We start from the raw sequence: 19,357 nt of genomic DNA on the forward strand, positions 1-19,357 counted from the left end.
TCATGAACATCAATACCTCGCCTGATCAGATTGTCCGCAGCTCGGCGCAGGTGACGCCCGGCTACATGTCCGGCTTCGGCAACAGCTTTGAGACCGAGGCGCTGCCGGGCGCGTTGCCGATCGGGCGCAACTCGCCGCAGCGCTGCGCCTACGGGCTCTACGCCGAGCAGCTCTCGGGCTCACCCTTCACCGCGCCACGCGGCAGCAATGAGCGCTCCTGGCTCTATCGCATCCGCCCCTCGGTGAAGCATTCCGGCCGCTTCGAGAAGGTCGATGCGGGGCTGTGGCGCTCGGCGCCGTGCCATGAACACGATCTGCCGATCGCGCAATTGCGCTGGGACCCGACACCGCTTCCGAAGGAGGAGGTCACCTTCCTTCAGGGCGTGCAGACCATGACCACAGCCGGCGACGTCAATACGCAGGCCGGCATGGCCGCGCATGTCTATCTCATCACCAGGTCGATGGTGGACCAGCATTTCTACAATGCCGACGGCGAGCTGATGTTCGTGCTCCAGCAGGGAAATCTGCGCCTCGTCACCGAATTCGGCCGCATCGATGCCGAGCCCGGCGAGATCGTGGTGATCCCCCGCGGCGTGAAATTCCGCGTCGAGATTCCGAACGGCCCGGCACGCGGCTATCTCTGCGAAAACTACGGCGGCGCGTTCACGCTGCCGGAGCGCGGGCCGATCGGCGCGAATTGCCTCGCCAATGCGCGCGACTTCCTCACGCCGGTCGCGAATTACGAGGACAAGGACACGCCGACCGAGCTTTACGTGAAATGGGGCGGCTCGCTGTTCAAGACACAGCTAGCCCATTCGCCGATCGACGTCGTCGCCTGGCACGGCAATTACGCGCCCTACAAATACGATCTGCGCGCCTTCTCGCCGGTCGGCGCGATCAGCTTCGATCATCCCGATCCCTCGATCTTCACGGTGCTGACCTCGCCGTCGGAGACCCCTGGCACCGCGAACATCGACTTCGTCATCTTCCCGGAGCGGTGGATGGTCGCCGACAACACCTTCCGCCCGCCCTGGTATCACATGAACATCATGAGCGAGTTCATGGGCCTGATCTACGGCGTCTACGACGCCAAGCCGCAGGGCTTCGTCCCCGGCGGCATGAGCCTGCACAATTGCATGCTGCCGCACGGCCCCGATCGCGACGCCTTCGAGCACGCCAGCAATGGCGAGCTGAAGCCGGTGAAGCTCACAGGCACCATGGCGTTCATGTTCGAGACCCGCTACCCGCAGCGCGTCACGGCCCATGCCGCGAAGTCGTCGACGTTGCAGGACGACTACGCCGATTGCTGGAAGGGCTTGGAAAAGCGGTTCGATCCAAACAGGCCGTAGAATTAATTTTTGTCGTCATTCCGGGGCGATGCGAAGCATCGAACCCGGAATCTCGAGATTCCGGGTCTGGTCCTTACGGACCATCCCGGAATGACGGTCTCAATTTTGGAGAGCCATGTGCCCCACCCCAACGACCCCAGCCTCCGCTCCTTCATCGAAATCGATCCCGCCTCCGACTTCCCGATCCAGAACCTGCCCTATGGCGTGTTCTCGACCCCTGGCAATCCAACGCCGCGCGTTGGCGTCGCCATCGGCGATTACGTGCTCGACCTCTGGGAGCTCGAGCAGGATTCGCGGCTCGATGTCGGAGCGCTCGGCGTCTTCTCCGGACCCTCGCTCAATGCCTTTATGGCGCTGGGACCAAAGATCTGGACCAAGACTCGCGCGCGCATCAGCGAGCTGCTCCGTCACGATCATCCGGAGCTGCGCGACAACGAGGAGCTGCGCAGCCGAGCGCTGGTGCCGATGCGTGAGGCAAAGCTGCATCTGCCTTTCGCGGTCTCCGGCTACACCGATTTCTATTCCTCGAAGGAGCACGCCACCAATGTCGGCGTGATGTTCCGCGGCAAGGACAATGCACTGCAGCCGAACTGGCTGTACATGCCGATCGCTTATAATGGCCGCGCCTCCACCGTCGTGGTGTCAGGCACCAAGGTGAAGCGGCCGCGCGGGCAGTTGAAGCCGCCGAACGTGGAGGTGCCGAGCTTCGCACCCTGCAAGCGGCTCGATTTCGAGCTGGAAATGGGCGTCGTGGTCGGCCAGCCGTCGCCGATGGGCGGCATGCTGACCGAGAGCCAGGCCGAGGAGATGATCTTCGGCTTCGTGCTGCTGAATGACTGGAGCGCGCGCGATATCCAGCAATGGGAATACGTGCCGCTCGGGCCGTTCCTGGCGAAAGCGTTTGCGACCTCGATCAGCCCTTGGGTGGTGACGCGCGAGGCGCTGGAGCCGTTCCGGCTGAAGGGGCCGGAGCAGCAGCCGGTGCCGCTGGATTATCTGAAGCAGGTGAGGCCGCAGAACTACGATATCGCGCTCGACGTCTCCTTGCGCGCCGCAGGCAGCAATGCGCCGGCGAGCATCAGCCGCACCAGTTTCAAATACATGTACTGGTCCTCGGTGCAGCAGCTGATGCACCATGCTTCAAGCGGTTGTGCGATGAATGTCGGCGATCTCCTCGGCAGCGGCACCATCTCCGGCCCGGAGAAGAACCAGCGCGGCAGCTTACTTGAGATCAGCTGGAACGGCACCGAGCCGGTGGAATTGCCCGGCGGGGCCAGGCGCACGTTCCTCGAAGATGGCGACAGCCTCGTCATGCGCGGCTGGTGCCAGGGCAATGGCTACCGAATCGGCTTCGGTGAGGTCGAGGGCACGATTATGCCGGCGGAGTAGCCTCGCTCGTCGCCCCTTGCCTCAGTCATTGCGAGCGCAGCGAAGCAGTCCAGAATCTCTCCGCGGCGGCAGTCTGGATTGCTTCGTCGCAAGAGCTCCTCGCAATGACGTGGAGAGAGCCTACCGTTTCTCCGGCGGCACCTCGCGCACCCGCGCGCAATGCGCGGCGACGTCGTCCAGGCTATATTTCAAATGCACCCGCTTGTCCGACGGCGCCTGCTTGCTGGTGCAGACGCCCGGCCGCCATTCCCGGGTGGGGCGGATCGGGCGCGGGGCGAAGCCGCCGCCGCAGTTCGGACAGACGTTGAACAGCTTTGTCTCGACGCAATCCGCGCAAAAGGTGCATTCATAGGAGCAGATCCGCGCGTCGGTGGCTGATGGCGGCAGGTCGCGGTCGCAATATTCGCAGTTCGGTCGCAGCTGAAGGGCCATGGCTAAAGTCTCCAGGATCGGTCTCGATCATCGCAGACCGCGCGTGTCGAGCGAATGGCGTAGTTCCCTCGATTTCAGCCAGCCTTCAAATCCTTCAGCGGCAGCTTTGAGCTCTCTTTCAGCCGGTCGAGCACGATCGACGAGCGCACATGCGCCACGCTCTGGTGCGGCATCAGGACGTCATTGACGAGATTGGAGAGACCCTTGAGGTCGCGCAGCACGGCTTTCAGCACGTAGTCGGCATCGCCCGTGAGCGAATAGGCCTCCTGGATCTCGTCGATCCGGTTCACCAGCGCGCGGAAGCGCTTGGAGTTATCAGGCGAGTGGGTCGCGAGCCCGACCTGGATGAAGGCGATCACGCCGAAGCCGAGCGCCTCGCTGGAGAGGTCGGCGTGATAGCCCGCGATCACCTTCTCCTGCTCCAGGCGCATCCGCCGCCGCGAGCATTGCGAGGCCGAGAGGCCGGCCAGCTCGGCGAGCTCCTGGTTGGTCAGGCGGCCGTCATCCTGGAGCGCACCGAGGATCTTGAGGTCGAAGGCATCCACCGGAATCATGCGTCATTTGTCCATTTCATGCACGGATCGTGCATAGGATACCGAAAACGCGTGCCATTTGCACGCTCATTGCGTGCTCCATGAGGGATAGTTCTACCCAGCAGCAATTGGGAGAACCGCAATGGGTCCGTTTCCGCACGATGCACCGCCGGCCACGATCACATCAGACAATCCGATGGGCACCGACGGGTTCGAGTTCGTCGAATATGCGCATCCAGAGCCCGAGCAGCTGCACGATCTGTTAAAGCTGATGGGCTATGCGGCGGTCGCGCGCCACAAGACCAGGAAGATCACCGTCTATCGCCAGGGCGACATCAACTATCTCGTCAACGAGGAGCCCGGCACCCACGGTTATGAGTTCGTCGCCGCGCACGGCCCCTGCGCGCCGTCGATGGCGTTCCGCGTGGTCGATGCCAAAGCGGCCTATGACCGCGCGATTGCGCTCGGCGCCGAGCCGGCCGGCGTGACATCGGCGCAGAAGACGCTGGATGTGCCCGCGATCAAGGGCATTGGCGGCAGCCTGCTTTATTTCGTCGATCGCTATGGCGCCAAGGGCTCGGCCTATGATGCCGAGTTCGAATGGCTCGGTGCGCGCGATCCGCGGCCCCATGGTGCCGGCCTGTTCTATCTCGATCACCTCACCCACAACGTCCATCGCGGCCGCATGGATGTCTGGGCCGGCTTCTACGAAAAACTGTTCAACTTCCGGCAGATCCGTTTCTTCGACATCGAGGGCCGCGCCTCCGGCCTGTTCTCGCGCGCGCTGACCAGCCCGGACGGCAAGATCCGGATTCCGATCAACGAGGACGCCGGCGATTCCGGTCAGATCGAGGAATATCTGAAGGCCTATCGTGGCGAAGGCATCCAGCACATCGCCTGCGGTTGCCGCGACATCTACAAAACCATCGAAGGCCTGCGCGAAGCCGGCCTCCCCTTCATGCCGTCGCCGCCCGCGACCTATTTCGAGAAGATCGATGCCCGCCTGCCCAAGCACGGTGAGGACGTCGCACGTCTGCAGAGGAACGGCATCCTGATCGACGGCGAAGGCGTGGTCGACGGCGGCCAGACCAAGGTGCTGCTGCAGATCTTCTCGGCCAACGCGATCGGCCCGATCTTCTTCGAGTTCATCCAGCGCAAGGGCGACGACGGCTTTGGCGAAGGCAATTTCAAGGCCCTGTTCGAGTCGATCGAGGAAGATCAGATCCGCCGCGGCGTGTTGAAGGTGGATACGGCGGCCTGACCGTCATTCCGGGGTGCGCGCCAGCGCGAACCCGGAATCTCGATGTGACAATCTCCAGATTCCGGGTTCGCTCGCGACGCGAGCGCCCCGGAATGACGTCAGCCTTTCCACGCCCTCGTCACCGCCCCGATCTCCGCCAGCTCGGGCTCGCGCACCGCCGACGGCGTACGCGAGAAGCGCGGCGCCGGTGCCGGCTGTTTCACGCCATGGCGCTCGATGAAGACGTTGCGGGCGACCATGTGCGGATGCGCGGTCGCTTCCGACATGGTCAGCACAGGCGCGAAGCAGATGTCGGTGCCTTCCATGATCTTGCACCAATCCTCGCGCGTCTTGCTCTTGAACACCGCTTTCAGCTTCTCCTTCAGCGCGGGCCAGGCCTTGGGGTCCATCTGTGCATCGAAGTCCGCATCGTTGAGGCCCGCATGCTGGCGCAGCAGCGCGTAGAATTGCGGCTCGATCGAGCCGATCGAGACGAAATGGCCGCAGGCGCATTCATAGACGCCGTAGAAGTGCGCGCCGCCATCGAGGAAATTGCGGTTGCGGCCTTCGGTCCAGCGTCCCAGTGTCTTCATGTCGAAGAAGAACGACATCAGCGAGGCTGCGCCATCGCACATCGCGGCGTCGACCACCTGGCCTTTGCCGGACCTTGATGCTTCCAGCAGCGCGGCGAGCACGCCGACCACGAGATAGAGCGCGCCGCCGCCGAAATCGCCGACCAGGTTGAGCGGCGGCACCGGCGCCTCGTCAGTGCCGATCGCGGCGAGCGCGCCGGTGATCGAGATGTAGTTGATGTCGTGGCCGGCCGCGTTCGCCAGCGGGCCTTCCTGGCCCCAGCCGGTCATGCGGCCGTAGACCAGCCTTGGATTGCGCGCGAGCACGATGTCAGGACCGAGCCCGAGCCGCTCCATCACGCCGGGACGAAACCCTTCGACCAGCGCGTCGGCGCTGGCAAGCAGGTCGAGCACCTCAGCGATCGCCGCCTTGTCCTTGAGGTCGAGCTCGATCAGCTTGCGGCCGCGCCCCGCCACCGACTTCATGCTCTTCTTGGCGCCGACACGGTCGAGCGTGACGATTTCGGCGCCCATGTCGGCCAGCATCATGCAGGCGAACGGGCCGGGTCCGATGCCGGCGAATTCGACGATGCGGAAGCCCGCGAGCGGGCCGGTGGCGCGGACGGATGAGGTGGGAGCTGGTTTGTCGAGCACGTTGTTGTTTCCTCGGGTCGCGGGCGAATGCCGGTGATCCGGCAAACGCCTCTGACGTTGCTCTTGGTGGCGAGTTAATCGGCTGATTAACTTTTCTCGCCTTCCCGCCAGCGAGGCAAGCGGTTTCATTCCGCATGGGCAAAATAAAACGGCGCGCACCGAAGTGCGCGCCGCGGAAAATTTGTGTCGAGGCGCTGGCGCGGGATTGTCAGCCCGCGGCGGTCACCGCGCGCTGCGCCATCACCTTGACGAGGTTGGCGCGGTACTCCGCTGTGCCGTGGATGTCGGCCAGCAGCCCGCTCGCGGGAATGCTGACGCTGTCGATCGCCGACGGCGACCAATTCGCCTTCAGCGCGGACTCGATCGCGCCAACCCGCATCACGCCGCTTTGCGAGGCGCCGGTCGCGGCAACGCGGATCTCGCCCGCTTTCGTCTGTGCGACGAAGACGGCGGTCAGCGCGAAGCGCGAGGCGGGATGCCGCATCTTGGCATAGCCTGCTTTGGTCGGAACCGGGAACGACACGGCGGTGATGATCTCGCCGTCTTCAAGCGCGGTCGTGAACAGGCCCTTGAAGAAGTCCTCCGCCGCGATCGACCGCTTGTTGGTCTTCACGGTGGCGCCGAGCGCGAGCAGGGCGGCCGGGTAATCCGCGGCCGGATCGTTGTTGGCTATCGAGCCGCCGATCGTGCCGCGATAGCGCACGGCAGGGTCGCCGATCTGCGAAGCCAGATAGGCGAGCGCGGGGATCGCCTTCTTGGCGGCATCGCTGGTCGCAACGTCGTAATGCGGCGTGGCCGCCTTGATGGTCAACGTGTCGCCCGAGGCCTCGACGCCGATCAATTCCTTGATCTTGGCGACGTCGATGACATCGGAGGGCCCCGCGAGCCGCTGCTTCATCACCGGCAGCAGCGTCTGGCCGCCGGCAAGGAATTTCGCCTCGCTGCTCTTGCCGAACAGGCTGGCGGCCTCATCCACCGAGGAAGCGCGATGATAGGTTGTCTGATACATCTTGGTTGCTCCTGAAATCTTTTCTCTGTCATTCCGGGATGCGCCGAAGGCGCAGACCCGGAATCTCGAGGTTGAATCCGTAGCTCCAGATTCCGGGTTCGATGCTTCGCATCGCCCCGGAATGACGATGATGAGGTGTCAAGCCGCGTGGATCGTGCGCCACACCCGATCAGGGGTTGCGGGCATTTCCAGATTGTTCTTGCCGATCGCATCCGTGATCGCATTGATCACGGCCGCGGAGGCGCCGATCGCTCCGGCCTCACCGCAACCCTTGATGCCCAGGGGATTGCCCGGGCACAGCGTCGTGGTGTGAGAGAGGTTGAAGGAGGGCACATCGTCGGCACGCGGCATGGCGTAGTCCATGAACGAGGCCGTGACCGGCTGGCCGTTGGCATCGTACATGGCGTGCTCGAGCAAGGCCTGCCCGATGCCTTGAACCAGGCCGCCATGGACCTGGCCCTCGACGATCATCGGGTTGATCAGCCGGCCGAAATCGTCGGCCGCGACGAAGTTGACGAAGCTCGTCTTGCCCGTACCGGGATCGACCTCGAGCTCGCAGATATAGGTGCCGGCCGGGAAGGTGAAGTTGGAGGGGTCGTAGAAGGCGCTTTCCTTCAGGCCCGGCTCCATCCCGTCAGGCAGATTGTGCGCGGTGTAGGCCGCGAGCGCGACCATCGGCAGCGCGATCGCCTTGTCGGTGCCCGTCACCTTGAACTCGCCGTTCTCGATGACGATGTCGGCCTCCGACGCCTCCAGCGCATGCGCGGCGATCTTCTTGGCCTTCGTCTCGACCTTCTCCACCGCCTTGAGGATGGCGGTGAGGCCGACGGCCGCCGAGCGCGAGCCATAGGTGCCCATGCCGAACTGCACCTTGTCCGTATCGCCATGGACAATCGAGACCTGGCTGATCGGAATGCCGAGCCGATCCGAAATGAGCTGAGCGAACACCGTTTCATGGCCCTGGCCGTGGCTGTGCGAGCCGGTCAATACCTCGATGGTGCCGACCGGATTGACCCGCACTTCGGCCGATTCCCACAGGCCGACGCCGGCACCTAAGCTACCGACCGCCTTGGACGGCGCGATGCCGCAGGCCTCGATGTAGCAGGACAGGCCGATGCCGCGCAGCTTGCCGTCGGCTTTCGCCTTGGCCTTGCGGGCGGGGAAGCCGGCATAGTCGATCGCCTTCATCGCGGCGTCGAGCGAGGCGTTGAAGTCGCCGGTGTCATAGGCCATGATCACGGGCGTCTGGTGCGGGAACTGGGTGATGAAGTTGTTCTTGCGCAACGCCGCCGGATCGACGTTCAGCTGCCGCGCCGCCGTCTCCATCATCCGCTCGACCAGATAGCTCGCCTCGGGACGGCCCGCGCCCCGATAGGCGTCGACCGGCGTGGTGTTGGTGTAGACGCCGATCACCTCGGCATGGATCTGCGGGATGTTGTACTGGCCCGACAGCAGCGTCGCGTAGAGATAGGTCGGCACGGCCGACGAGAACAGCGACATGTAGGCGCCGAAATTGGCGTAGGTCTTCACCTTCAAGCCGGTGATCTTGTTGTTGGCGTCGAACGCCATCTCGGCATGGGTGACGTGGTCGCGGCCATGCGCGTCGGTGAGGAAGGCCTCGGTGCGGTCGCTGGTCCACTTCACGGGGCGGCCGGTCTTCTTGGAGGCCCAGAGCGCCACCATCTCTTCCGGATAGATGTAGATCTTGGAGCCGAAGCCGCCGCCGACGTCCGGCGCGATCACGCGCAGCTTGTGCTCGGGCGCGATGTTGTAGAACGCGGACAGCACGAGCCGGGCGACATGCGGATTCTGCGATGTCGTATAGAGCGTGTAATGCTCCTCCGCGGCGTCGTAGCTGGCCACCGCCGAGCGCGGCTCCATCGGGTTCGGCGCGAGCCTGTTGTTGGTGAGGTCCATCTTCACCACATTGGCGGCCTTGGCGAAGGCCGCATCCGTCGCGGCCTCGTCGCCGATCACCCAATCATAGACCTGATTGCCGGGGGCCTCGGGGTGGAGCTGCGGCGCGCCGGCCTTGATGGCGGCACGGACGTCGGCGACGACAGGGAGTTCCTCGTAATCGACGACGACGGCTTCCGCCGCGTCGCGCGCGAGGTTCTTGCTGTCGGCGATCACGACCGCGACGGCCTGACCGACGAAGCGCACCGTCTCCGGCGCCATCGCCGGCCATGCGCCCATCTTCATCGGGCTGCCGTCCTTGGAGGTAATGGCCCAGCCGCAGATCAGGTTGCCGACCTTGTCGTCGACGAGCTCTTGTCCGGTGAGAACGGCAACCACGCCCGGCAGCTTCAGCGCGGCGGACGAGTCGATCTTCTTCACCTTGGCATGCGCGTGCGGGCTGCGGATGAAATGGGCATAGGTCATGCCCAGCAATTTGATGTCGTCGACGTACCGGCCCTTGCCGGTGATGAAACGCTTGTCTTCCTTGCGCACGACGCGCGCGCCGATGCCTTCAACACCCATGTCTGGTCCTCCCGACCGGAATTGCTGTGCCTGCGCTTTCCACCGAAAGCTGCAGTGGTGATCGTTCCTTCGAGGCGGGCCCTTACTCGGCCGCCTGCGAGACCTTCATGCGTCCGGCCGCGTCCAGCACGGCCTTGACGATGTTGTGGTAGCCGGTGCAGCGGCAGATATTGCCTTCGAGCTCCTGACGGACCGTGCTCTCGTCGAGCTCGCCACCATGGCGTTGCACGATGTCGATCGCCGACATGATCATGCCCGGCGTGCAATAGCCGCATTGCAGGCCGTGATTGTCGCGGAAGGCGGCCTGCATCGGGTGCAGCTCGTCGCCCTTGGCGATGCCTTCGATGGTGGTGACGTTGGCGCCGTCGGCCTGGCCGGCGAGCATGGTGCAGGACTTCACCGCACGGCCGTCCATGTGGACGACGCAGGCGCCGCATTGGCTGGTGTCGCAGCCGACATGGGTGCCGGTGAGGTTGAGATGGTCACGCAAGAGATGGACCAGCAGCGTGCGGTCCTCGACGTCGACAGAGACGGCCCTGCCGTTCACCGTCAGTTTGACTGTAGACACGTGATACCTCCCGAATGTTTGTCGTTATTCCAATTAGAGACAGCGCGAACGGAACTTTGCAACTGGGATTTTGCTCACCACGCGTCATGGAAAGGTCATTGTGACGGCTGCCGCAGCGCGCGATACGGTCACGATGTTCCGTGCCGCCGCCATCCGTGGCGCGGCCGTGCAAGAAGCTGTCGAACGATGTTCGCTTCGTCGGCGGCCTGTGCGCGGGCCGCACCTGCTTCGAAACGCCGGCCCTTGGCGTCGACCCCTCGCGCCTCGTTTCTCCCTTTGCTGCCTTGTTCGTTGCGCGAATAGGAGCACGCGCCCATGCCGTTGTAACCGCGATCTTGGTAGTACGTGGCGGCGATCTAAGTCATTGATTCTGTTCGCTGCGATGCAGCGAACGGCCGCCTGCCGGGACGCCGAGTGTTGCGGCGTATTCCGTCATTCCGGGGTCGCGACTTCGTCCCGCCCCGGAATGACGTTGAGTGAATGAGACATCAGAACACGCGGCCCTAGTACTTCCTGGCGATTGATTGCGCACGCGCGCGCCCCTAGTCGAGCTGTACAGCAACAGCAAAGGGGTGGAAGCGATGCAGATGAACGACAGTCAGCGTATCCCGGCGTCGAAGGCCAATGTGTGGGCTGCGCTCAACGATCCCGACATTCTCAGGCGCTGCATTCCAGGTTGCCAATCGCTCGAGATGGCGTCGCCGACGGAGATGGTCGCGACCGTAGTGCTGAAGGTCGGCCCGGTGAAGGCGACGTTCAGCGGCAAGGTGACGCTGACCGATATCGATGCGCCCAATGGCTACCGCATTATCGGCGAAGGCGCCGGCGGCGTCGCCGGCTTTGCCAAGGGCGGCGCGAAGGTCAGGCTGGAAGAGGAAGCTCCCGGCATCACCATCCTGCACTACGAGGCCGAGGCGCAGATCGGCGGCAAGCTCGCGCAGCTCGGTTCGCGGCTGATCGATTCGACGTCGCGCAAGCTCGCCGCGAATTTCTTCGAAAGTTTTGCATCTGTGGTAGCGCCATCATCGTGATCGATGCGCGATGCTGCCCCAATTCGGCGGTGCCGTAGAGCCTGTGAGCCATTTCCGCGTTCGATATTAAAGAGTGGGTAGCGCCCGCGCTGATGTCGGGGGCCGTCGATGTCGAACCGCCGGGGGATGGCTGTGCTGTCTATGCTTTTGCCAGTTGGTGTCCTTGCAGGATGTTGTTGGTGAGGGCGTACCAGAGCACGACGGCACGGACCTTCTCGATGCCGCGCACGGTCAATTGCCTGAGGTCCCAGTTCCGCCACCGGGCATGGATGCATTCGCAGATCGTGCGGGCTTTGTACTGTGCCTTGCCGGCTTCGCTGGCCATGCGAGCCCGCCAGGCCGCGACGCCAGGACCGTCGCTGCTCCGAGGTAAAAAGGGATCGACACCGCTCCTGGAGTTGGGCGGAGGACAGTAGACCTCGACGCCTTCACCGTGCGCCCATTCGATGTCCTCGCCGCTGCAGAACCCGCCATCGGCGAGGTAGCGACGCGGCAAGCGCTTCAGCCGAGTGCGCGTTCGCTCCAGCATCGGCCGCATCAAGCCGCGATCTGATCCGTTGTTGTCGATGTCGACCGTGACCACGATCAGTTCGCCGGCCGCGCTGGCCACCTGCACATTGTAGGCGGGGCGGAAGCCGGCATCTGCCATCTTCATCACCCTTGCCTGCGGGTCGGTGGTGGAGGCCCGGGGCTCCTTCGGCTTTTTGCCATTGCCGCCTTTTTCGTCGAGTTGCTTGCGCTTCCGCTTGATCTCGTCCAAAGCCCTCTGCGCAGCCTGCACCCGCTCACTGCGTTCGCGTGCCGCGCGCTCTCTGGCCGCCCTGATACGCCGGTTGCTGGCTTCCGGATCCGCATCGACCTCGCGCTTGAGCTCTTCCACCACAGCCTTCGCTTGGGCCATCTGCCGGTCGAGCGTTGCCTCCCGCCGGAACGAGCCGGCCCCCGCATTCGCCCGTATCCGCACCCCGTCCTGGGTCAGCTTCTCCAGATCAATCAGCCCTGCCTCATTCAGAGCCACCAGATGTTCGACCAGCAAACGGTCCAGCAGGTCCGCGCAGCCGACCCGGAAATCCGACAGTGTGTGATAGTTCAAAGACACGCCGCCGCAGAGCCAGCGGTAGACGTCGTGACTGTCGCAGAGCCGATCCAACGCCCGCGCGCTGCCAACGCCATCGCTCGTGGCGTACAGCCAAAGCGCCAGCAGCAGCCGGGGTGATGGCGCCGGATGGCCCGGCCTGTTTTCCCGTGCCTTAACCCGATCTTCCAGCTCGCTCAGCTCGAGCCCCTCGACATAAGCCCAGATCACCCGGGCCAGATGATCCTGCCCGATCAGGCTGTCGATATCGACCGCCCGCAATTCGACCTGATTGCGCACGGGCTCGCGCAGCCGAGGTGCACCCCGCGGCACCGCTTCGGTTCGTGGCGCCGACTGATCCGGCAATTCGCCAAAAAGTCCCTCGTCAGCCATCATCCTCTCCAGCAGATCAGTCTGCCTAGAGAATCACATTCGCCCGACACGCGGTACAAAAGATTCACAGTCTCGTAGGGTGGGCAAAGCGAAGCGTGCCCACGATCTCTTCATGATGGAGAAAGGTCGTGGGCACGGCGCGCGAGAAGCGCGCCTTTGCCCACCCTACCGCAGTGAACGCTACGGCTTCCGATCGCGGCGCGATGCTGCCTGAGTTCGATGACGCATTTCGAGCTGCAAAATAAGGGCGAGACGCAAGCGTCGACAAAGAGATGAGCGACGAACGCGCCGATGATTTCGCACTACTACCTTCCGCCCATACTCAGCGCGGTCTGGCGATGTTGTAATTCCCCTCGATGGCGCCGCAGACGAACTGCGCATCACGAGCGCCCAACGCGGCGCACACAACAACATCGGAGGGAATACATGACCTTTGCAACAAAGGGCTTCTTGGCCGGCATTTCGATGATTGCGATGCTGGCCGCCGCGACGCCAGGCGCTCGCGCCAACGACTCCCTGATCAAGGCGCAGTCCGATTCCAACCAGTGGGCCGTTGCCGGTCACGATTACGGAAACACGCGCTTCAGCCCACTCAAGCAGATCAACACCGAGAACGCAGGCAAGCTGACGCTCGCCTATTCGTTCTCGCTGGCCTCGCTACGCTCGAACGAATCCTCACCGATCGTGATCGGCAACACGCTCTACGTCTCGAGCTCGTGGGGTCCGAAATACGTCTATGCGCTCGATGCGGCGACCGGGCAGCGCAAATGGACCTACGAGCCCGACATTCCCGATGATGTGCTGCAATATGCCTGCTGCGACGTGAACAGCCGCGGCGTCTCCTATGCCGACGGCAAGATCTTCGTCGGCCGCCTCGACGGCAAGCTGACGGCGCTCGATGCGGCGACCGGCAAAACGCTCTGGACCTCGAAAGTGGTCGATTACAAGCAGGGCTCGGTCATTACGTCGCCGCCGCTCGTCGTGCGCGACAAGGTGATCACGGGGTTCGGCGGCGGCGAATATGGCGTTCGCGGGTCGCTGCAGGCCTTCGACATCAACACCGGCAAGCAGGTGTGGCAGACCTACACCGTGCCGAACCCGGATGAGCCCGGCGGCGACAGCTGGAAGGGCGATTCCGCCCAGCATGGTGGCGGCGCCGCCTGGCTGGTCGGCTCCTACGATGCCAAGACCGACACCGTCTATTGGGGCACCAGCAATCCCGGTCCATGGAACACCGGGGTGCGCTCCACCGGCGACGGCAATTTCGGCAAGCTGACCAACCTCTACACCGCCTCGACGCTGGCGCTCGATCCCAACACCGGCAAGATCAAGTGGCACATCCAGACCACCCCGGCGGATGCCTGGGACTATGACGGCGTCAACGAAGCCGTGCTCGCGGATCTGAAGATCGGCGGCAGCACCGTTCCGGCGCTGATGAAGGCGGATCGCAACGGCTTCTTCTTCGTCGCCAACCGCGAGACCGGCAAGGTGCTGTCGGCGGAGAAATACGTCTTCACCAGCTGGGCGCAGAAATGGGATACCACCACGCTGCGCGCGGTCGAGGATCCCGACAAGCGTCCGGGCCCGGGCCATCCCGCCAAGGACATCTGTCCGAATCTCGTCGGCGGCAAGAACTGGCAGCCGATGTCGTTCAACCCCGAGACCGGCCTCGTCTACATCCCGTCCAACAATGTCTGCATGGACTGGTCGGTCGGCGATGTCGCCTACAAGCGCGGCGTGTTCTATCTCGGCGCCGAATTCCCGACCAAGGAAGGCCCCGGCGGCTTCCTCGGCGAGCTCATGGCCTGGGATCCGGTGGCGCAGAAGAAGGTCTGGTCGATCAAGGAAGACCTGCCGTTCAATGGCGGCACCCTGACCACCGGCGGCGGCCTCGTGTTCGCCGGCAACATCCACGGCGACTTCCGTGCCATCGACGCGAAATCCGGCAAGGTGCTGTGGAGCAAGAATCTCGGCTCCGGCATCGGCGCCGGCCCGGTGACCTACCAGGTCGAGGGCAAGCAATACGTCGCCATCGTCGTCGGCCGCACCGCTGCGCTGCCTGCGTTCCTGGGCGAGGTGGGCAAGAAGATGACGGCCGCAGCTCCCGAGGGCGGTTCGCTCTTCGTGTTCTCCGTCCAGTGACCACTCGCGCGCGTATCTCTAGGAGGTGACGGGATACGCGCGCGCTTTTTCCAGGCGATCGTTGCGGCATCGGCTGATGGCGCGTGCCGCAGCGCCTGGAGCATGATCCGGAAAAGTGCGCAGCGGTTTTCCGAAAAGATCATGCTCAAAACAATAACTGAAAGCGCGATGACATCGCGCTTGACCCAACAAATCTCAACTGCGGGAGATGAGGATGCGTCCGAATCATCTTGGAAGTGGCAAGAAGCCAAACCGTAGCGTTGCAAACCGTAGCATTGCAGGGCTCGTCGCGTGGGCGGCCGCGTCCGCAATGATCGCCCCCATCGCAACGGCTCACGCCGATGAAGCACAGCCGTTCCGTCTCTGCGCTGATCCGACCAATCTTCCCTTCTCCAGCGATAGTCCGTCGCAGCCGGGCTTTTATGTCGAGATCGGGCAGGCCCTGGCGCAGGCGCTCGGCCGGCCGATCGCCTATGACTGGTACAAATCCTATTTCGGCAAGCGCACCGTGCGCGTTACGCTGCTCGGCAGGCAATGCGACGCCATGATCGGGCTGCCGCGGTCCGAGGACTTCATGGGACCGGCCGTGATCTTCTCCGCTCCGTTCGCGAAGGAAGGCTATGCCCTCGTGGCCGCCAAGGAATCGGCCAAGGGGAAGGCCATCGGCGGCATCGCCGGCCTCAGGGGCAAGCGGGTCGCCGTGCAGTTCGCCACCACGCCGCAAAACCTGCTCGCGAGCCGTGATGACGTTGAGATGGTGACCGTGCTGTCACCGGAGGAGGGCATGCAGGCACTGGACCAGGGCAAGGCCGACATCGCCTTCATCTGGGGGCCGGTTGCCGGGTGGCTGAACAAGACCAGCTACCATGATCGCTACCAGATCGAGCTCACCGCGGGCGAAGGCCTGTCATGGGATGCGGCCATAGGCTTCGCCAAGACGTCCACCGAGCTTCGTGATCGCGTCGATGCCGTCCTGCCACAGCTGCAACGGACGATCGGCGAGCTCGCGGTGAAATATGGCTTGCCGGGCGGCCAGCCGGTTCGCTTCGGCGCCGGCCAGGCGGAGCCTGCGGGAACAACGACGGGCATGGCAGGCGGAGCCCGGACCTCAGTTCAAGTGACCGAGATTGCCAAGGTCGCCGCGACCGAGGTCAAGGGCGATGCGGCTGCGCCCGCCGCCGAGGCCGTCGGTGCGGGCAAGGAAATCTTCAATGGAACTTGCGCGCATTGTCACGGTCCCGATGCGATCCAGAGCGAGCGGAAGATCGACCTGCGGCTGCTCCGTCACCGCTACGGCGACGACATGCGCGAAACATACTGGACGACCGTGCATGAAGGACGCCCGAGCAAGGGCATGCCGGCCTGGAAGGAGGTCTTCACCGATGACCAGTTCGACAACATTTATTCCTTCCTGCTCACGGTCCAGTCCGAATCCGACGACTGAACGCTCTTGACCAGACGCGATCGGGAGGATGTGCTAGCTTCCGTCCGGCATCATCCAGGCGCCGGACGGGTGCCGCATCAATGTGTCGCTTCCACTCTCGCGGTGGATGCCTGTGCGGCGCGATCTCATGCGGGCGAGTCTTGGGAAGGCGCCATGACCAGCTTCCTGATCATCGACGATCATCCGCTGTTTCGCGAAGCGCTCGGCAATGCGGTGCGGCTGGCGTTGCCGGAGGCGCGGATCTTCGAGGCGATGTCGATCGAGGATGCGCTGCATATCCTGCTCGCCGAGCGGGGCATCGACCTCGCTCTGCTCGATCTGTCGCTGCCGGATGCGACGGGCTTTTCCGGCTTTCTGCGTTTGCGCGAGGCCTATCCGCGCCTGCCCGTCGCCATCGTGTCGAGCGAGGAGGATCAGCACATCGTTCGCGAGGCGTTGGCGCTGGGAGCGGCCGGCTATCTGCCGAAATCGACGTCGAAGCGAGAGCTCGCGCAATCGATCGAGGGCGTGCTCAGCGGGTCGGTGTCGGTGCCGAAGGATTTCGTGGCGGCGCCGCGGCTGCGTCGGGCCGATGCCAGCAAGGCGCTCGAGGTCAAGCTGCGCGAGCTCACGCCGCAGCAGCTTCGCGTGCTTGATCTCCTGCGTCACGGCCTCCCGAACCGGCAGATCGCGCAGGAGCTTGCGCTCGCCGAATCGACGGTGAAGGCGCATATCACCGAGATCCTGCGCAAGCTCGGCCTGTTCAGCCGCAACAAGGCGGTCATCGAGATCGGCAAGATGGAGCTGCCCGATCCCAAGGGACGTCCTCATGCGCGCCTCGATCGCGGGAAGCCGCAATGACCTGCGGTGTCGTTCTTGACCTGGATCAATTCGCCCCGCCCCGTCTGAGTCATTCTCGACCCATTGAATTCAACGTCGGCCCCGGCGACGTCCCGGGCCGGATCTTCAGCAAGATTTTCAGAGTGGCTCAGGCGTGATGCGATTTCTGATTGTCGAAGACCATCCGTTGTTTTGCGAAGCGCTCGAAGGTGCGCTTCAGATGGTCGTGCCTGCGGCCGAGATCTTTCAGGCGACATCGATCGACGGTGCACTCGAGCTGTTGGCCTCGACGCCGGAGCTCGACCTCATCCTGCTCGATCTGTCGATACCGGGCACAACAGGCCTTTCGGGCATCATCCGCATCCGCAAGGCGTTTCCAAAAATTCCCGTCGTGATCGTGTCCGGGCACCAGGATCCGCAGATCATGTCCGGCGCCTTGTCGCTTGGCGTGTCCGGCTACATCCTCAAATCATCGTCCAAGCAGGATCTGTCGCAGTCGATCGGCGAGGTGCTGCGCGGCTCGGTCTGTGTGCCCGCCGCCTACCGAGCGCTGGTCCGCCCGCAGCGCGCCTCCGGCCCAGCGCAGGATCTGATCAAGCGCCTGCACGAGCTGACGCCGCAGCAATTGCGCGTGCTCGAAATGCTCAAGCGCGGCCTGCAGAACAAGCAGATCGCCTTTGAGCTGAAGATCTCGGAGACCACGGTGAAAGTCCATGTCTCCGACATCCTGCGCAAGCTCAACGTGCTCAGTCGCACCAAGGCCATCGTCGAAATGTCGAGGATCGATTTCGCGACCCTGGCAGCCGAGGGGACCGCGACGACGCGCGAGCGGGTCCGGCCGGATCAGCCGTGACGGGATTGTCTGCCGCCCTGTCGCGCCGGGGTGGTCTCCTAGCGCAAGGCAACCGCGCGCGACGAGAGGAGCAACCGGTCACCGCACATTCGCGTGGCGGTGCATGCGCTCGAGAGCTTCGCTTGATCCTTGCAGCAATCCAGGAACCAGTGTCGTCCCGCCAGAGGTCTGCGGTGATCCGAGACGCCGCATCGGCCAGCCGGCCCGGTTGAGACCGTGTTCCGTTCTGAGATCGGTCATCAACACGATCGATTGTGCATTCAGGTTCCACATCGTCTCAATCATTGCCGCGAACAGGACGTATGCTACGCGACTGAGTCCATTGTGATCGAAGTCCGAAACACATTTGCTGGCTATGCAAAAGCGCGAGCTCTCCAGGATGGTGGGGCCGCTCGGGATCTGATTGGGCCCAAGACGCGCTCGGAAGAACAGAAAACGGAAGCGAGGCCTCCTGATGGCTCATGAGAGCGGGGCGCGGCGCTGAGCAACGTCGCTTTCGGGAGCAATCCCGGTCGAAGCGAGAGTTCCGAGGCCTCCTCGTTCGAGGACAACAGGTCGTCTGGAAAGATCTTCAGCCTGCCTCACCAGGTCGCCTGCTTGGAGAAGCGGACTTCAGCAGCGCTTGCGCCGTCTCCAGCGCCTCTGCCTCCGAAGCGGCGAGCAGCATCGGGTATCCCCAGAACTTCTCTGACACGATCTGGAAGGCTCTCATGCCGAGCCGCTTCGTCTTTGAGGGCTCAACATAGATCAGGGCTTTCACAAATTCGCGCAATCGCGGTTTGTGCTTCTTTGACCAGAGCGCAAGCCTTCTCTGCTCACCCGGATCGTGCTCGTGTTCGTCGATGTCGGCGTTTGCCCCTTGCCCTATGATGACAAAGGGCTGGCCGCGATCGAGCAGTGCTTCGAAGGCGGCGAAGGCCTCGTCAGCCGTTCCGGCCGAGCCCTGATCGTAAGACAGCCTTACAATCGGAAAAGTCGCGGTATTCAACAGCATCTTCACCCCTATCGATCAGGTTTGCGCAGCGTGGTTCAATTCGCGTGCGCATGACCAGATAGTTTGGATGATGCCTCAACTCATTCATCCAAGGCGCCAAAGCGTTACCCAAAACAGACAATCGCTGCCACCGGCAACCAGGTCCTGCGTTACCAGGTCTTGGTTACCGAGTCTTGGTTACCAGGTCTTGGTTACCAAGTCTTGGCGGCATTTTGGACGAATTCATTTTTGGACGAATTCTTGGCCGTTGGCCGAATTGAGCAATGGTCTGGCCGGATTGCACGATGCAGCGCCGCACCTGGCTGCTGTAGCCATTCCGTTAGACCACGGCCTGCGCGAAGCGAAGCACGATGCCAATCCACCCACAGCCCAGGGCTGT

17 protein-coding genes are annotated in these 19,357 nt (G+C 63.5%); 8 read left to right on the forward strand and 9 right to left on the reverse strand.

What is annotated here, in order from left to right; genetic code table 11:
* Positions 1-2 precede the first annotated feature (2 nt).
* Positions 3-1,349, forward strand: coding sequence for a homogentisate 1,2-dioxygenase (hmgA, locus tag ACNJX9_RS02430; protein ID WP_439407692.1), 1,347 nt, complete (start codon positions 3-5; stop codon positions 1,347-1,349).
* A 117-nt stretch (positions 1,350-1,466) separates the two neighbouring features.
* Complete coding sequence (gene fahA, locus ACNJX9_RS02435; protein ID WP_439407693.1) at positions 1,467-2,738, forward strand: fumarylacetoacetase; 1,272 nt, start codon at positions 1,467-1,469, stop codon at positions 2,736-2,738.
* Positions 2,739-2,858: 120 nt separating this feature from the next.
* Here fahA and ACNJX9_RS02440 read toward each other — a convergent pair whose 3' ends face one another.
* Together ACNJX9_RS02440 and ACNJX9_RS02445 are read right to left on the reverse strand one after the other, a co-directional pair.
* The gene (locus ACNJX9_RS02440) at positions 2,859-3,170 is read right to left on the reverse strand and encodes a DUF1272 domain-containing protein (protein ID WP_057743495.1); all 312 of its coding nucleotides are present in this window, start codon (positions 3,168-3,170) and stop codon (positions 2,859-2,861) included.
* A gap of 74 nt (positions 3,171-3,244) precedes the next feature.
* Positions 3,245-3,724: an Lrp/AsnC family transcriptional regulator gene (locus ACNJX9_RS02445; RefSeq protein WP_057743490.1), complete on the reverse strand. Its 480-nt coding sequence runs from the start codon at positions 3,722-3,724 to the stop codon at positions 3,245-3,247.
* 121 nt (positions 3,725-3,845) lie between these two features.
* Here ACNJX9_RS02445 and hppD point away from each other — a divergent pair, with 121 nt between their 5' ends.
* Positions 3,846-4,964 (forward strand): 4-hydroxyphenylpyruvate dioxygenase, encoded by a 1,119-nt coding sequence (gene hppD, locus ACNJX9_RS02450; protein WP_439407694.1) that lies wholly within the window; start codon positions 3,846-3,848, stop codon positions 4,962-4,964.
* A gap of 98 nt (positions 4,965-5,062) precedes the next feature.
* Here the strand turns inward: hppD and ACNJX9_RS02455 are convergent, their stop codons facing one another.
* The 4 genes from ACNJX9_RS02455 to ACNJX9_RS02470 all read right to left on the reverse strand — a co-directional run bounded on the left by ACNJX9_RS02455 (position 5,063) and on the right by ACNJX9_RS02470 (position 10,227).
* Positions 5,063-6,169, reverse strand: a complete 1,107-nt coding sequence (locus ACNJX9_RS02455; protein WP_439407695.1) for a CaiB/BaiF CoA transferase family protein — start codon at positions 6,167-6,169, stop codon at positions 5,063-5,065.
* A 208-nt stretch (positions 6,170-6,377) separates the two neighbouring features.
* Complete coding sequence (locus ACNJX9_RS02460) at positions 6,378-7,178, reverse strand: FAD binding domain-containing protein (protein WP_057743482.1); 801 nt, start codon at positions 7,176-7,178, stop codon at positions 6,378-6,380.
* A 138-nt stretch (positions 7,179-7,316) separates the two neighbouring features.
* The gene (locus ACNJX9_RS02465) at positions 7,317-9,659 is read right to left on the reverse strand and encodes a xanthine dehydrogenase family protein molybdopterin-binding subunit (protein ID WP_439407696.1); all 2,343 of its coding nucleotides are present in this window, start codon (positions 9,657-9,659) and stop codon (positions 7,317-7,319) included.
* An 82-nt stretch (positions 9,660-9,741) separates the two neighbouring features.
* On the reverse strand, positions 9,742-10,227 hold the full coding sequence (locus tag ACNJX9_RS02470; RefSeq protein ID WP_057743476.1) for a (2Fe-2S)-binding protein: 486 nt from the start codon (positions 10,225-10,227) through the stop codon (positions 9,742-9,744).
* 581 nt (positions 10,228-10,808) lie between these two features.
* On the opposite strand from ACNJX9_RS02470, the gene ACNJX9_RS02475 reads away from it, so the two are divergent.
* Positions 10,809-11,258, forward strand: coding sequence for an SRPBCC family protein (locus tag ACNJX9_RS02475; protein WP_057743622.1), 450 nt, complete (start codon positions 10,809-10,811; stop codon positions 11,256-11,258).
* 139 nt (positions 11,259-11,397) lie between these two features.
* Here the strand turns inward: ACNJX9_RS02475 and ACNJX9_RS02480 are convergent, their stop codons facing one another.
* On the reverse strand, positions 11,398-12,729 hold the full coding sequence (locus tag ACNJX9_RS02480) for an IS1182 family transposase (protein ID WP_439407697.1): 1,332 nt from the start codon (positions 12,727-12,729) through the stop codon (positions 11,398-11,400).
* Positions 12,730-13,152: 423 nt separating this feature from the next.
* On the opposite strand from ACNJX9_RS02480, the gene ACNJX9_RS02485 reads away from it, so the two are divergent.
* From ACNJX9_RS02485 to ACNJX9_RS02500, 4 genes are all read left to right on the forward strand, one after another.
* On the forward strand, positions 13,153-14,868 hold the full coding sequence (locus tag ACNJX9_RS02485) for a PQQ-dependent dehydrogenase, methanol/ethanol family (RefSeq protein ID WP_439407698.1): 1,716 nt from the start codon (positions 13,153-13,155) through the stop codon (positions 14,866-14,868).
* A gap of 310 nt (positions 14,869-15,178) precedes the next feature.
* Positions 15,179-16,312, forward strand: coding sequence for a c-type cytochrome (locus ACNJX9_RS02490; protein ID WP_439407699.1), 1,134 nt, complete (start codon positions 15,179-15,181; stop codon positions 16,310-16,312).
* Positions 16,313-16,465: 153 nt separating this feature from the next.
* A complete protein-coding gene (locus ACNJX9_RS02495; protein WP_271598165.1) occupies positions 16,466-17,152 on the forward strand; it encodes a response regulator in 687 nt (228 codons plus the stop codon).
* 136 nt (positions 17,153-17,288) lie between these two features.
* Entirely contained in the window at positions 17,289-17,984 is a 696-nt protein-coding gene (locus ACNJX9_RS02500) for a response regulator (RefSeq protein ID WP_057743471.1), read from the forward strand.
* Between the two features lie 78 nt (positions 17,985-18,062).
* On the opposite strand, the gene ACNJX9_RS02505 is transcribed toward ACNJX9_RS02500, so the two are convergent.
* Both ACNJX9_RS02505 and ACNJX9_RS02510 read right to left on the reverse strand, forming a co-directional pair.
* Positions 18,063-18,440 carry an acyl-homoserine-lactone synthase gene (locus ACNJX9_RS02505; RefSeq protein ID WP_439410240.1) on the reverse strand — a complete coding sequence of 126 codons (378 nt, stop codon included), beginning with the start codon at positions 18,438-18,440 and terminating at the stop codon, positions 18,063-18,065.
* 115 nt (positions 18,441-18,555) lie between these two features.
* Entirely contained in the window at positions 18,556-18,978 is a 423-nt protein-coding gene (locus ACNJX9_RS02510) for a hypothetical protein (RefSeq protein ID WP_057743612.1), read from the reverse strand.
* Positions 18,979-19,357: the final 379 nt, after the last annotated feature.

This window comes from Bradyrhizobium sp. BLXBL-03 (assembly GCF_051853015.1).
Classification (GTDB): domain Bacteria; phylum Pseudomonadota; class Alphaproteobacteria; order Rhizobiales; family Xanthobacteraceae; genus Bradyrhizobium; species Bradyrhizobium manausense.

Excerpts from the sequence above, each read along its gene's own strand:
- hmgA (WP_439407692.1), top strand. The coding sequence starts at position 3 with ATGAACATCAATACCTCGCCTGATCAGATTGTCCGCAGCTCGGCGCAG.
- ACNJX9_RS02440 (WP_057743495.1), bottom strand. The coding sequence starts at position 3,170 with ATGGCCCTTCAGCTGCGACCGAACTGCGAATATTGCGACCGCGACCTG.
- ACNJX9_RS02445 (WP_057743490.1), bottom strand. The coding sequence starts at position 3,724 with ATGATTCCGGTGGATGCCTTCGACCTCAAGATCCTCGGTGCGCTCCAG.
- hppD (WP_439407694.1), top strand. The coding sequence starts at position 3,846 with ATGGGTCCGTTTCCGCACGATGCACCGCCGGCCACGATCACATCAGAC.
- ACNJX9_RS02460 (WP_057743482.1), bottom strand. The coding sequence starts at position 7,178 with ATGTATCAGACAACCTATCATCGCGCTTCCTCGGTGGATGAGGCCGCC.
- ACNJX9_RS02465 (WP_439407696.1), bottom strand. The coding sequence starts at position 9,659 with ATGGGTGTTGAAGGCATCGGCGCGCGCGTCGTGCGCAAGGAAGACAAG.
- ACNJX9_RS02475 (WP_057743622.1), top strand. The coding sequence starts at position 10,809 with ATGCAGATGAACGACAGTCAGCGTATCCCGGCGTCGAAGGCCAATGTG.
- ACNJX9_RS02480 (WP_439407697.1), bottom strand. The coding sequence starts at position 12,729 with ATGATGGCTGACGAGGGACTTTTTGGCGAATTGCCGGATCAGTCGGCG.
- ACNJX9_RS02485 (WP_439407698.1), top strand. The coding sequence starts at position 13,153 with ATGACCTTTGCAACAAAGGGCTTCTTGGCCGGCATTTCGATGATTGCG.
- ACNJX9_RS02490 (WP_439407699.1), top strand. The coding sequence starts at position 15,179 with ATGATCGCCCCCATCGCAACGGCTCACGCCGATGAAGCACAGCCGTTC.
- ACNJX9_RS02495 (WP_271598165.1), top strand. The coding sequence starts at position 16,466 with ATGACCAGCTTCCTGATCATCGACGATCATCCGCTGTTTCGCGAAGCG.
- ACNJX9_RS02500 (WP_057743471.1), top strand. The coding sequence starts at position 17,289 with ATGCGATTTCTGATTGTCGAAGACCATCCGTTGTTTTGCGAAGCGCTC.
- ACNJX9_RS02510 (WP_057743612.1), bottom strand. The coding sequence starts at position 18,978 with ATGCTGTTGAATACCGCGACTTTTCCGATTGTAAGGCTGTCTTACGAT.